This window comes from Streptomyces sp. NPDC004561 (genome assembly GCF_053602155.1).
This window is the reverse complement of record NZ_JBSGDB010000241.1, coordinates 1-12,848: the sequence shown is the minus strand read 5'-3', so window position 1 is coordinate 12,848 and position 12,848 is coordinate 1. Positions and strand designations below refer to the sequence as shown.

Sequence of the window (12,848 nt, the reverse complement as noted above, 5' to 3'; positions counted from 1 at the left end):
GCGGTCGGGCCGGCGGCCCCCCGCGGGCCGCCGGCCCGCCCGCCGGACCCGCCCCCCGGGCCCGGGCCCGCAGCGGTCGCCGGGCTCGTCCGGTCATCCCGCCCCGTTCACCTCGCCCCGTTCACCTCGCGCCGCTCGACTCGCGGAGTCCGGCGATCAGTTGTCGTACGACCGTCGCCCCGTTCAGCGTCAGTACCGACTCCGGGTGGAACTGGACACCCGCGAACCCGGGGCCGCGCAGCGCGTGCACCTCGCCGTTGGCCGCCCGGCTCACCTCGACCCCGTGCGCGGCCAGCTCCCGGGCCGCCTCCTCGTCGCAGCGGGCGACGAAGCTGTTGTAGAAGCCGACGGTCTCCGGCCGCCCGAACAGATCGATCGCCGTCTGCGCCCCCTGGTAGGGCACCTCCTTGCGCACGGTCTCCAGGCCCAGCTCGGCCGCGATCAGCTCATGGCCCAGGCAGACGCCCAGCACCCCGTGCCGGTGCTCCCGGATCAGGGTGGCGGTCAGCTCCCGCAGGATCCGCATCTTCGGGTCGGCCGGATCGGAGGGATCACCGGGACCGGGGCCGAGCACCACCGGCCCCTCGTGCGCGAGCACCGCCGCCCGCAGCCCCGGCTCGTCGTACCGCCGCACGGTCACCTCCAGACCGCCCGAGCGCAGCACGTGCGCCAGCATCGCGGTGAAGGTGTCCTCGCCGTCCACGACGAGGGCGTGGCCGTCGAGCGCGTCGAGCCGCTCCTGCATCCGCAGCCAGAACGGGGCGAGCGAGGCCCGCCGCCCGTCCAGCGCGGCCCGCACCCGCGGGTCGTCGGCCAGCCGGGGCCGCTCCCGCTCCGCGCGCGGCCGGGCCGGCCGTACCCCGAGGGCCGCGAGCACGCCCGCCGCCTTCGCATGGGTCTCGGCGACCTCGCCCGCCGGGTCCGAGCCGCGCACCAGCGTCGCGCCGACGGGGACCCGCAGCCGGCCGTCCGCGTCGATGTCGGCGGTGCGGATCAGGATGGGGGAGTCCAGCGTCTGGGCGCCGCCGGAGTCCCGGCCGAGCAGCGCCAGCGCACCCGCGTAGTACCCGCGGCCGCCCACCTCGTGGCGCTCGATCACCCGGCACGCGTTCTGCACCGGCGACCCGGTCACCGTGGCCGCGAACATCGTCTCCCGCAGCACCTCCCGCACGTCCAGGGAGGACTTCCCGCGCAGCTCGTACTCGGTGTGCGCGAGGTGCGCCATCTCCTTCAGCCGCGGCCCGACGACGACACCGCCCATGTCGCCGACGGTGCACATCATCTTCAGCTCCTCGTCGACGACCATCGACAGCTCCTCGATCTCCTTGCCGTCGGCGAGGAAGTCCAGCAGGTGCTCCGGCGTCGGCCCCTCGGCGGGATAGCGGTACGTCCCGCTGATCGGGTTCATGACGACCGTCCCGCCGGACATCCGGACGTGCACCTCGGGGCTGGCCCCGACCAGCGTGCGCTCCCCGGTATGCACGACGAAGGTCCAGTAGGCGCCCCGCTCGCCCTCCAGCAGCCGCCGGAACAGCGCGAGCGCGTCCGCGCGGCCGAACCCCGGGATCTGCCCCTCGTACGTCCGCCGGATCACGAAGTTCGCGCCCTCGCCCCGGCCGATCTCCTCCGCCAGCACCCGCCCGACGATCTGCGCGTACTCCTCGTCGCCGACGTCGAAGCCTCCGCCCCCGACCCGCACGTCTTGGCGGGGCAGCGAGCGAAGGGCCTCGTCCAGGGGGATCTCGTACGACTCCTCGGGCGTCAGCACCAGCAGCGGGGTGCCGTCGTCGCGGACGCCGAAGCCGCGCTCGCGGATCTGCCGGAACGGGACGAGCGCGAGGCCCTCGCCGGGCAGGTCGGCGAGCCGGTCCCGCGCGGTCACCGGGCCGAGCAGCACCTCCACCGGATGCTCCGCGCGGCCGGGGGTGCGCCGGCGCAGGAGGGCGAAGGGGCGGGGGTCGGACAGCAGGTCCACGAGGTTCACGGGTCGGGCTCCTTCTCGTTCGTCTGACGGAGAGGAACGGCCCGGGAAACACCGAAGGCCGCCCCTCGGGCGGCCTTCGCGAAGTCTTGCGTACGCGCAGTCAGTGGGCCGCCGAAGAAGCGGTCCACCACCAGTTCTGGTTCGTAGGCGCGAACATGGGAGGAACCCTATCGCACCGGTCCGCCGTCCACAGGGCAGTCACCTCGTCTCACCTTTCGGGCCAGGCATAGAACATGGGACACGACCCCGTAAGGTTTACGGGGTGACCGTGAACGCTAAGACCAGCCCGAGTGCTGGCAACACCTGGCGAAACCTGCCCGCGGCGCAGCAGCCCGAGTACCCCGACGCCGAGGCTCTGCGCGCAGTGATCGCGGACCTCGAGTCGTATCCGCCGCTCGTCTTCGCGGGCGAGTGCGACCAGCTGCGCGCCCGGATGGCGGCCGTCGCCAAGGGAGAGGCGTTCCTCCTCCAGGGCGGCGACTGCGCCGAGGCCTTCGACGCGGTGTCCGCCGACCACATCCGCAACAAGCTCAAGACGCTGCTGCAGATGGGTGCCGTCCTGACCTACGCGGCCTCCGTGCCCGTGGTGAAGGTCGGCCGGATCGCCGGTCAGTACTCCAAGCCGCGCTCCAAGCCGACCGAGACCCGCGACGGCGTGACGCTTCCCGTGTACCGGGGCGACTCCGTCAACGGATTCGACTTCACCGAGGGCAGCCGCATCCCTGACCCGGAGCGGCTCAAGCGCATGTACCACGCCTCGGCCTCCACGCTGAACCTGGTGCGCGCCTTCACCACCGGCGGTTACGCCGACCTGCGCCAGGTGCACGCCTGGAACCAGGACTTCGTGAAGACCTCGCCGTCGGGCCAGCGCTACGAGCAGCTCGCGCGCGAGATCGACAGCGCGCTGAACTTCATGCGGGCCTGCGGCACCGACCCGGAGGAGTTCAAGACCGTCGAGTTCTACTCCTCGCACGAGGCGCTGCTGCTGGACTACGAGTCCGCCCTGACCCGGGTCGACTCCCGCACCGGCAAGCTGTACGACGTCTCCGGGCACATGGTGTGGATCGGCGAGCGCACCCGGCAGCTGGACCACGCGCACATCGAGTTCGCCTCGAAGATCCGCAACCCGATCGGCATCAAGCTCGGCCCGACCACCACGGCCGAGGAGGCGCTGCGGTACATCGACCGCCTCGACCCCGAGCGGGAGCCGGGCCGGCTCACCTTCATCGTCCGCATGGGCGCCGACAAGATCCGCGACCGGCTTCCCGAGCTGGTCGAGAAGGTCACGGCGTCCGGCGCGGCGGTGGCCTGGGTGACCGACCCGATGCACGGCAACACCTTCGAGGCGGCCTCCGGGCACAAGACCCGCCGCTTCGACGACGTGCTCGACGAGGTCAAGGGCTTCTTCGAGGTGCACAAGGCGCTCGGCACCCACCCGGGCGGCATCCATGTGGAGCTGACCGGCGACGACGTCACCGAGTGCGTGGGCGGCGGCGACGAGATCTTCGTCGACGACCTGCACCAGCGCTACGAGACGGCCTGCGACCCGCGGCTGAACCGCAGCCAGTCGCTGGACCTGGCCTTCCTGGTCGCGGAGATGTACCGGGACCAGTGAGTCCCCTGGGGCGCGGATCACACTGGATCCGCGCCCCTTGTACTGTTGCGGTTCCCCCAGGGTGGGTAAGGTTAGGTTTGCCTCACCGGAAACCGGGATGGCAGTAGGACAGCGATCCCATCGGGAGGTGAACCGCGTGTACGTCTGCAGCTGCTTCGGCATCACCGAGGCCCAGGTCAAGCAGCACGCGGAGGACGGCGCCTGCACCCCCCGCCAGATCGCCTCCGCCTGCAAGGCGGGCACCGACTGCGGCTCGTGCGTACGCCGGATCCAGGCCCTCCTCGGCCGCGGCGCGTGCCCGCGCCGCGAGCTGGCCGACCAGGGCAGGCCGGCGATGGCCGAGCTCCCCGAGGCCCCCGGGTTCCCCGAGGCCGCCTAGCTCTCCGGCTGCTCGATCAGCTGCGCCAGGTAGAGCGCCTCGCCGAGCTTGTCCAGCAGCTCCAGCTGGGTGTCGAGGTAGTCGATGTGGTGCTCCTCGTCCGCGAGGATGTCCTCGAAGATGTTCGCCGACGTGATGTCGCCCTTCTCGCGCATCACCTTGATGCCCCGCCGGAGCCGGTCGATCGCCTCGACCTCGATCTGCCGGTCGGCCTCGAACATCTCCTTCACGGTCTGCCCCACGCGCACATGGAACAGCCGCTGGTAGTTGGGCAGCCCCTCCAGGAACAGGATCCGGTCGGTGAGCACCTCGGCGTGCTTCATCTCGTCGAACGACTCGTGCCGCGTGTACTTGGCGAGCTTGTACCAGCCGAAGTTCTCCTGCATCTTCGCGTGCAGGAAGTACTGGTTGATCGCGGTCAGCTCGCCGGTGAGCTGCTCGTTGAGGAACTCGATGACCTCGGGGTCGCCCTGCATCGCAGCGGCTCCTTCCGCACGGGAAATTCGGGGGAGGGGTGCGGCCGCATGATTGCACCGGCGGAGAAGATCGTCCAGTAAGTGCGTACTTAGTAGATACATGTCGAGTTGATGGCATATGCCCTATTCGTTAAGGGGTGGTCAAGGGCACTGTCCCAGGTCTGTCAGGATGGATACATGGGTCATCCGGTGGAGCGCGAGTCTGGAGCGACGACAGGGTCCGAGCTTCCGCCGGGTCAGCGGCTCCAGCGTGGCTGGCCGGTCACGCACTACGGACCCGTCCCGAAGTTCCGGCCCGAACGCTGGGAGTTCCGGGTCTTCGGCGCCACCGCCGACGGCGACAAGCACACCTGGGACCACGAGGAGTTCACGGCCCTGCCGTACACCACCGTGGTGGCCGATCTGCACTGCGTGACGAAGTTCAGCATGACCGGCGCGGAGTGGGGCGGCATCCCCGCACGCGCGATCGTGGACCTGGCCCCGCCGGCCCCGGACGTCACCCATGTGATGGTCTGGGCGGAGTACGGCTTCAGCTCCAACCTGCGCCTCGCGGACTTCCTCTCCGACCGCACGATCTTCGCCACCCACAAGGACGGCGAACTCCTCACCGCCGAGCACGGCTTCCCGGTGCGCCTGATCGTGCCCCACCTGTACGCCTGGAAGGGCCCCAAGTGGGTGCGGGGCGTGGAGTACATGACGGCCGACCGCCGCGGCTTCTGGGAGGAGCGCGGCTACCACAACATCGGCGACCCCTGGAAGGAACAGCGCTACTCCTACCAGGAGGAGCCGGGGGAGGGTCCGGAGCTGTGACGGCCGCGGGGCGCCGACCGGTCGAGCCGCCGGTGACCGGGCTCAGCCGTCCCTGAGCCGCTTCAGCCGCGCCACGTCCGCCGCGTGCCCCTCCTTGCCGCCCGGGGTCTCGATGACCAGCGGCACGCCCGCGGTCGCCGGGTGGGTCATCAGGGCCCGGAAGGGGTCCTCGCCGATGTGGCCGGAGCCGATGTTCTCGTGCCGGTCCTTGTGCGCGCCCACCACGTCCTTGGAGTCGTTGGCGTGGATCAGCTTCAGCCGCCCCTCGCCGACGGTCTCCACCAGCAGGTCCAGGGTCTGGTGCATGCCGCTCGGCCCGGTCAGGTCGTGCCCCGCGGCGAAGATGTGGCAGGTGTCCAGGCAGACGCCCAGCTTCGGATGGGCGTCCAGTGCCTCGAAGTACGGGCCGAAGTCCCACGTCCGCGAGCACAATGAGGCGCCCTGACCCGCGGTCGACTCCAGCAGCAGGAACGGGTCGTCGTCATGGGTCAGCTCGTCCAGCAGCGGTAGCATGTGCTCGCGCACCTGCTTCAGCGCCACCTCCCGGGCCCGCCCGCCGGTCGCGCTCCCGGTGTGCACGACCACACCCAGCGCGCCGATCTCCCGCCCGCGCCGCAGCGAGTGCCGCAGCGACTCCACCGAACGCTCCACGGTCGCCTCGGTGTGCGAACCGAAGTTGATCAGATAGGGCGCGTGCACATACGCCGGGACCGACTCCTCCGCGCACGCCTCCCGGAACGCCTCGTCCTGCCGCGGATTCCCCGCCGGTGTCGCCCAGCCCCGCGGATTCGCGACGAAGACCTGCACGGTCTCCGCAGCCAGCGCGCGGGCGTACGACAGCCCCACGGAGTGCAGTCCCCCGGCCACCGGGACGTGACCGCCGACGGGGTTGCGGGGGAGGGAGGACTGATCGGGACTCACCCGTTCAGGGTGTCATGCCCGCCCCCGGGCCCCGACCGCGGTCCCCGGTGACTCCGGTCACCGGATGGTGATCGTGACCGTCGATCCCTTCGGGGCCTTGTCGCCGGCCGACACCGACTGCTTCTTCACCGTGTCGCCGAACAGTCCGAGCAGGCCGCGGTCCTCCTCGACCTTGAACCCGGCGCCCTCCAGGGCCTTGTGGGCGTCGTCGACGCTGTCGCCGACCACGTTCGGGACCTCGATCATCTCCGGTCCCTTGGACAGGGTCAGCGTCACCGTGTCGCCCTCGGCGGCCTGACTGCCGTCACCCGGGCTCTGCTGGGCGACCTTGCCCTTGTCGTACTCGGAGTTGACCTGGTCGGCGGCGATTTTCACCTTCAGCCCGGCGTCGGTCAGCTCCTGCTTGGCGCTGTCCGGGTCGTCGCCGGTGACGTCCGGCACGTCGACGGGGCTGCCCTTGCTGACGGTCAGCGCGATCGCCGAGCCGGCGTGCCGCTCGGTGCCCGCGCGCGGGGCCGTGGAGATCACGGACCCCCGGGGGACGTCCCCGCTGAACTGCTGGGTGACCATGCCCGGCTCGAGACCGTCCGCCTTCAGCCGCGTCCGCGCCTCGGCCAGCGGCCGGCCCTGCACATCCGGCACGTTCACCGTCTCCGGGCCGAGCGAGACGGTCAGCGTCACCGAGTCGTGGTCCCGGATCCGGGCCCCCGGCGCCGGATCGGTGCTGATCACCGTGCCGCGCCGGACCGTGTCGTCGTACGACCGCTTGACCTGGCCGACATCGAGGCCGGCCGCCTTCAGCCGGTCCCGCGCCTGCGCCTCGGTCTTCGCCAGCAGCGGCGGGACCTTGGTGAACTGCCCGGAGTTGATGTACCAGACCCCGGTGCCCACGCCGAGCACCAGCAGTACGGCGGCGACGACCGTGGCTATCAGACGCCGGGAACGCCGGGGCGGCACGGGCTCGGCCTGGAACCGCGCCGTGCGGCTGACGCCGTCCCCGGCGCCGTCGTCCTCGTTGACGGGCAGCGGCCTCGGCACCGTCAGCGAGCGCGGGATCACGCTCGTACGGTCCTCGGCGTTGTCGTGTTCCGCGGAGCGGGCCTGCGGCGGCACCGCGTCCAGCTGTTCCTCGGTCAGCGCCCGGCGCGCCTCGCGCACCTGGGCGAGCAGCGCCACCGCGTCCTGCGGCCGGACGTCCGGGGTGCGCGCGGTGGCCGAGGCGACCAGCCCGTCCAGCTCGACGGGCAGCCCCGGCACCAGCGCCGAAGGCGGCGGCACGTCCTCGTGGATGTGCCGGTAGAGCACCTGCGCGGGCGACTCCCCGGCGTGCGGCTTGGCGCCGGTCAGCATCTCGTAGAGGACGACGCCGCACGCGTACACGTCGACGCGCGGGTCGGCCGTGCCCTGCTCGATCTGCTCGGGAGCCAGATACGACACGGTCCCGAGCACGGCACCCGTCGTACTGGTCACCGTGTCCACGGACCGGACCAGCCCGAAGTCGGCGACCTTGACCCGCCCGTCGTCGCCTATCAGCACGTTCTCGGGCTTCATGTCCCGGTGCACGAACCCGGCCCGGTGCGCGGACCCGAGCGCGGCGAGCACCGGCTCCAGGATGTCCAGGGCGGCCCGGGGCTGCACGGCGCCCCGCTCGCGCAGCACGTCCCGCAGGGTGCACCCGGCGATGTACTCCATCGCCAGGTACACGTACGACCCGTCGGTCCCCTGGTCGAAGACCTGCACCACGTTGGGGTGGTCGAGCCGGGCGACGGACTTCGCCTCCCGGATGAACCGCTCGACGAAGGATCCGTCGGCCGCGAGCGTCGGGTGCATCACCTTCAGCGCGAGGACGCGGTCCAGGCGGGTGTCCAGGGCCCGGTAGACCGTGGCCATCCCGCCGACCGCGATCCGCGCCTCGACGCGGTACCGGCCGTCGAGCACCTGCCCGACGAGGGGGTCCTGAAGGGTCGTATCCACGCAGGGGAGTCTACGAGCACCGGCCGGTAAACCTCCCGGTGAGACCGCTTTCGCCCGTGTACTGCAGCCGACCTGTGACGCTTCCCACGACTAGAACGCCGGACGCTCGGGATCCAGCCGGGCCGTCCCCGCCACCGGGGACGACGCCTGGGCGAGATACCTCCGGGGGATCCGCCCGGCCAGCCGGGCCAGCCGGCCGCCCTCCACGGCGTGCCTCATGGCGGCCGCCATGACCTCCGGCTCCTGCGCCCGTGTCACCGCGGACGCCAGCATCACCCCGGCGCACCCCAGCTCCATCGCCAGCGCGACGTCCGACGCCGTACCGGCGCCGGCGTCCAGGATCACCGGCACGCGCGCGTGCTCGACGATCAGCTGGAAGTTGTGCGGATTGCGGATGCCGAGCCCGGACCCGATCGGCGACCCCAAGGGCATCACCGCCGCGCACCCGACGTCCTCCAGCTTCCGCGCCAGCACCGGATCGTCATTGGTGTACGGCAGCACCGTGAACCCGTCGTCGACCAGCGTCTCCGCCGCCTCCAGCAGCTCCACCGGATCGGGCAGCAGCGTCCGCTCGTCGGCGATGACCTCCAGCTTGACCAGGTCCGTGCCGAGCGCCTCCCGGGCCAGCCGGGCGGTCAGCACGGCCTCCCCGGCGGTGAAGCAGCCCGCCGTGTTCGGCAGCACCCGGATGCCGAGCCTCTCCAGCACCGAGAGCACCGAGCCGTGCACGGACGGGTCCACCCGCCGCATCGCGACCGTCGTCAGCTCCGTGCCGGAGGCGGTCAGCGCCCGTTCCAGCACGTCCAGGCTGGGCGCTCCGCCCGTGCCCATGATCAGCCGGGACCCGAGGGTCAGCCCGCCGAGGACGAAGGGATCGTCGGCCATGGCTCAGCCTCCCTGGACGGCGGTGAGGACCTCGACCCGGTCGCCCTCCGCGAGCGCGGTGGCCGCCCACTGCGCGCGCGGGACGACGGTCTCGTTGAGGGCGGCCGCCACCCCGGAGGGCGCCGCGACCAGCGACCGTACGACGGTGTCGAGAGCGGTGCCCGGGGAGACCTCCCGGCGCTCCCCGTTGACGGAGATGGTGAGGGAGAGGGTCATGCGGGCTGCTCCGTGAGGACGGCGCCGAAGCGCTCGGGTGTGAACGGGCGGGCTTCGCCGGGGAGTTCGCCGGTGACGAGCGCGTGCGCCAGAACGTCCCCGGTGACCGGTGTGAGCAGCACCCCGTTGCGGTAGTGCCCGGTGGCCAGCAGCAGCCCGTCGAGCCCGGACGGACCGAGCAGCGGCGCGTTGTCGGGGGAGCCGGGGCGCAGCCCGGCCCGGGTCTCGGTGAGCGGGAGCTCGGTGATGCCCGGCACCAGTTCGTGGGCGTCGCGCAGCAGCTCGTAGACACCGCCCGCGGTGACCGTCGTGTCCCAGCCCAGCTCCTCGCTGGTGGCGCCGACGACCAGTTCGCCGTTCTCCCGGGGCACCAGATAGACATGGCTGCCGCGCACCACGGCCCGCACGGTGCGGCTCAGGAACGGCGCGAGGTGCCGCGGCACCGCCAGCCGCAGCACCTGGCCCTTCACCGGCCGCACCGGCGGCAGCAGCGCGTCCGGCACCCCCGCGAGCCGCCCGCTCAGGCTGCCGGCCGCGAGCACCACCTGCCCGGCGCCCAGCGCGGTGCCGTCCGCCGTGGTGACCCCGGCGGCCCGGTCCCGTACGACGTCCAGCCGCTCCGCCCAGGTCCGGTGGAACACCACCCCGGACCGCTCGCACGCGGCCACCAGGGCCGCGGCCAGCCGCCGGGGGTCGATCTGGTGGTCGCCGTCGACCCGCAGCCCGCCGCGCACCCCGGGCGCGAGCATCGGCTCCAGGCGGCGGCACTCCTGCCCGGACAGCCACTCCGAGGCAAGGCCCGAGCGCTGCTGCAGGGCGTGCAGTTCGCGCAGGTGGGCGCGGTCGTCGGCGTCGAGCGCGACCGCGAGCGTGCCGCAGCGGCGGTAGCCGAGGTCGTGGCCGGTCAGCTCGGTCAGCTCGGCCGCGAAGCCGGGGTAGCGGCGGGCCGACTCCAGGTTCAGGGCGAGCAGGGTCTCCTCGCCGTAGTGCAGTTCGGTGACCGCGGCCAGCATCCCCGCCGCGACCTGGGCGGCCCCACCCCCGGGCGCCGGGTCCACCACGGCCGTCGCGAGCCCGCGCTGCGCGGCGCGCCAGGCCGTGACCAGGCCGATGATTCCGCCCCCGATGACGAGGACGTCGGACGTACGTGACGACATGGGCGTCCAGCCCCTCCCTTCGCCGGCATGACCCGGATCAGGTTCGTACGGTCGGAGGCCGCCAGCCTCCCTCTCAGCCCGGTGCGTCCGGGCTCCCGCGAGTGCTTGTACGGTGGCCACCCTAGCCCGCCGCGCTCGCCACCCGTAAGGGAGCCCTTCGCCATGCCCCGATCGCTCGACGGACTGCTCCTCGCCCCCGTCGCGGACCAGGCCCCAGGTCAGGTGGGCACCGGGACCCGGTTCGCGTACCACGAGAAGGACGGCGAGATCTGGGCGGAGTACGCGGGTGGCGACGTCGTGCGCGGCCATCTGGTCGGCACCCGCGACGGTGACCGGCTGGACTTCCGGTACGTCCAGCTCAGGACCGACGGGACCACGGCGTCCGGGCACTGCGTGTCCACCGTCGTCGCGCTGCCCGACGGCCGGGTGCGGCTGGAGGAGACCTGGCGGTGGGAGTCCGCTCCGGGCGGCGGCACGAGCGTTGTGGAAGAGGTCACCGAGCACGCCCGCTGACTGACTGATCGTCATGTGTCTATGGTGATCGAGTGAGCGAGCAGACAGCGGAAACGGGCCCGCAGGGGCGGCGCGTGGTCGTCGTCGGCGCGGGCATGGCCGGGGTGCAGACCGCGGTCGCCCTGCGGGAACAGGGCTTCAAGGGCGGCGTGACCGTCATCGGCGCGGAGCCGCACCAGCCGTACGACCGGCCGCCGCTGTCGAAGGCCGTCCTGCTCGGCAAGGCCGAGGACTCCGCCTTCGACGTCGACTTCGAGTCGCTCGGCGTCGACCTCAGGCTCGGCTGCGAGGCCCAGGCCGTGCGCCCCGCCGAGCACGAGCTGGACACCGAGGCGGGACCGGTGCCGTACGACGTCCTGGTCCTCGCCGCCGGCGCCGAACCGATCACGCTGCCCGGCACCGAGGGCGTCCCCGGGGTCCACCTGCTGCGCACCCTGGACGACGCCGAGCGGCTGCGGCCCGTGCTCGCCCGGCAGCACGACATCGTGGTCGTCGGCGCCGGCTGGATCGGCGCCGAGTTCGCCACGGCCGCCCGGGAGTCGGGCTGCGCGGTGACCGTCGTGGAGGCCGCCGACCGGCCACTGGCCGGGGCCCTGCCCGCCGAGGTCGCCGCGCCCATGGCCGGCTGGTACGCCGACAGCGGCGCCGAACTGCGCACCGACGCGCGCGTGGAGCGCGTCGAGCCGGGCGTGGTCGTCCTCGCCGACGGCACGCGGCTGCCCGCGGGCGCCGTCGTCGTCGGCATCGGAGCCCGCCCCGCCACCGCCTGGCTGGCCGGCTCCGGCATCGAGCTGGGCACGCAGGGCGAGGTCGTCGCCGACGCCCATCTGCGCGCCTCCGCGCCGGACGTCTACGCCGTCGGCGACTGTGCGTCCTTCCCCTCGGCCCGCTACGGCGAGCGGCTGCTCATCCACCACTGGGACAACGCCCTGCAGGGCCCGCGCACGGTCGCCGCGAACATCCTCGGCGAGACCGCGGCCGTCTACGACCCGGTGCCGTACTTCTGGTCCGAGCAGTTCGGCCGCTTCGTGCAGTACGCCGGGCACCACGCCGCGGCCGACCGGCTGGTGTGGCGCGGCGACCCGGCGGGCCCCGCCTGGACGGTGTGCTGGCTGCGCGAGGACCGGCTGGTGGCCCTGCTGGCCGTCGGCCGCCCGCGTGACCTGGCACAGGGCCGCCGGCTGATCGAGGCGGGCCGCCGCATGGACCCCGAGGCCCTGACGGACCCGGCCAGGCCGCTCAAGGACGCCACGGCCGACTGACCGGCGGCACCGGCGGGACGCGGGACCGGGCCGGCATACGGCCCGGCCGCGCGGGCGCGCCCGGCCACGACGGCGGCACACCCGAACGACGGCACCTCGCGGCGCAACCAGCCGCAGACGGCCGACGACACATCGCGGCCGGAGCGGCGGAGCACATACGCTGGTATCCGTGACCGAGATTGACGCAAAGATCGATGCTCTCGTCCCCGCCTGGCTCACCCTCCCCGACATCGCCGAACAGCTCGGCGTCGAGGTGACGCGTGTGCGGCAGCTGGTCAAGGAGGGCCAGCTCATCGCCGTACGCCGAGGTGAGAACCGGGCGCTGCACGTCCCCGCCGCCTTCATCGACGGGGACAAGGTCGTCAAGGGCCTGTCCGGCACCCTGACGCTCCTGCGGGACGACGGCTTCACGGACGAAGAGATGATCGAGTGGCTCTTCACCCCCGACCCGACCCTGCCCGGCACCCCCGCGCAGGCCCTGAGCGAGAATCGCGGCACGGAGGTGAAGCGCCGCGCCCAGGCGCTCGCCGTCTGAGCCGACCCGCATCAGGGGGTGGCGTGCGGCAAGGTGAGTACGGCAACCCTGTTCGACGCGGTGCGGCGCGGGCCGAGCGAGCACGAGTGCGCGCACAGCGGGCTCAGCCGCGTGTTCGACG

General features: G+C 72.6%; 14 protein-coding genes and 1 riboswitch. Of the genes, 6 read left to right on the top strand and 8 right to left on the bottom strand.

What is annotated here, in order from left to right; translation table 11 throughout:
- Positions 1–121 precede the first annotated feature (121 nt).
- Complete coding sequence (locus ACWEN3_RS27335; protein ID WP_452976032.1) at positions 122–1,984, bottom strand: anthranilate synthase family protein; 1,863 nt, start codon at positions 1,982–1,984, stop codon at positions 122–124.
- A gap of 100 nt (positions 1,985–2,084) precedes the next feature.
- Positions 2,085–2,141 carry a trp operon leader peptide gene (locus tag ACWEN3_RS27330; protein ID WP_452976034.1) on the bottom strand — a complete coding sequence of 19 codons (57 nt, stop codon included), beginning with the start codon at positions 2,139–2,141 and terminating at the stop codon, positions 2,085–2,087.
- Between the two features lie 105 nt (positions 2,142–2,246).
- Here ACWEN3_RS27330 and ACWEN3_RS27325 point away from each other — a divergent pair, with 105 nt between their 5' ends.
- Complete coding sequence (locus ACWEN3_RS27325; protein WP_452976030.1) at positions 2,247–3,599, top strand: class II 3-deoxy-7-phosphoheptulonate synthase; 1,353 nt, start codon at positions 2,247–2,249, stop codon at positions 3,597–3,599.
- 127 nt (positions 3,600–3,726) lie between these two features.
- On the top strand, positions 3,727–3,978 hold the full coding sequence (locus ACWEN3_RS27320) for a (2Fe-2S)-binding protein (RefSeq protein WP_452976028.1): 252 nt from the start codon (positions 3,727–3,729) through the stop codon (positions 3,976–3,978).
- Here ACWEN3_RS27320 and bfr read toward each other — a convergent pair.
- Entirely contained in the window at positions 3,975–4,454 is a 480-nt protein-coding gene (gene bfr / locus ACWEN3_RS27315) for a bacterioferritin (protein WP_452976026.1), read from the bottom strand. The two genes, ACWEN3_RS27320 and bfr, sit on opposite strands and share 4 nt — an antisense overlap.
- 177 nt (positions 4,455–4,631) lie before the next feature.
- Between bfr and ACWEN3_RS27310 the strand changes: the two genes are divergently transcribed.
- Positions 4,632–5,264 (top strand): sulfite oxidase-like oxidoreductase, encoded by a 633-nt coding sequence (locus tag ACWEN3_RS27310; RefSeq protein ID WP_452976024.1) that lies wholly within the window; start codon positions 4,632–4,634, stop codon positions 5,262–5,264.
- Between the two features lie 42 nt (positions 5,265–5,306).
- On the opposite strand, the gene ACWEN3_RS27305 is transcribed toward ACWEN3_RS27310, so the two are convergent.
- From ACWEN3_RS27305 to thiO, 5 genes are all read right to left on the bottom strand, one after another.
- Positions 5,307–6,185: a deoxyribonuclease IV gene (locus ACWEN3_RS27305; protein WP_452976022.1), complete on the bottom strand. Its 879-nt coding sequence runs from the start codon at positions 6,183–6,185 to the stop codon at positions 5,307–5,309.
- Positions 6,186–6,242: 57 nt separating this feature from the next.
- Positions 6,243–8,159 carry a Stk1 family PASTA domain-containing Ser/Thr kinase gene (gene pknB, locus ACWEN3_RS27300; protein ID WP_452976020.1) on the bottom strand — a complete coding sequence of 639 codons (1,917 nt, stop codon included), beginning with the start codon at positions 8,157–8,159 and terminating at the stop codon, positions 6,243–6,245.
- A gap of 90 nt (positions 8,160–8,249) precedes the next feature.
- The gene (locus ACWEN3_RS27295; RefSeq protein ID WP_452976018.1) at positions 8,250–9,044 is read right to left on the bottom strand and encodes a thiazole synthase; all 795 of its coding nucleotides are present in this window, start codon (positions 9,042–9,044) and stop codon (positions 8,250–8,252) included.
- 3 nt (positions 9,045–9,047) lie between these two features.
- Complete coding sequence (gene thiS, locus ACWEN3_RS27290) at positions 9,048–9,260, bottom strand: sulfur carrier protein ThiS (protein ID WP_452976016.1); 213 nt, start codon at positions 9,258–9,260, stop codon at positions 9,048–9,050.
- Positions 9,257–10,417, bottom strand: coding sequence for a glycine oxidase ThiO (thiO, locus tag ACWEN3_RS27285; protein ID WP_452976014.1), 1,161 nt, complete (start codon positions 10,415–10,417; stop codon positions 9,257–9,259). Before thiO ends, thiS begins: the two co-directional genes overlap by 4 nt.
- A riboswitch (TPP riboswitch) is annotated at positions 10,415–10,526 on the bottom strand. Its footprint overlaps the gene before it by 3 nt.
- A 53-nt stretch (positions 10,527–10,579) precedes the next feature.
- On the opposite strand from thiO, the gene ACWEN3_RS27280 reads away from it, so the two are divergent.
- From ACWEN3_RS27280 to ACWEN3_RS27270, 3 genes are all read left to right on the top strand, one after another.
- A complete protein-coding gene (locus ACWEN3_RS27280; protein ID WP_452976012.1) occupies positions 10,580–10,930 on the top strand; it encodes a hypothetical protein in 351 nt (116 codons plus the stop codon).
- 32 nt (positions 10,931–10,962) lie between these two features.
- Positions 10,963–12,192, top strand: a complete 1,230-nt coding sequence (locus ACWEN3_RS27275) for an NAD(P)/FAD-dependent oxidoreductase (protein ID WP_452976010.1) — start codon at positions 10,963–10,965, stop codon at positions 12,190–12,192.
- A 169-nt stretch (positions 12,193–12,361) separates the two neighbouring features.
- Positions 12,362–12,727 (top strand): Rv2175c family DNA-binding protein, encoded by a 366-nt coding sequence (locus ACWEN3_RS27270; protein WP_030742629.1) that lies wholly within the window; start codon positions 12,362–12,364, stop codon positions 12,725–12,727.
- Positions 12,728–12,848 lie beyond the last annotated feature (121 nt).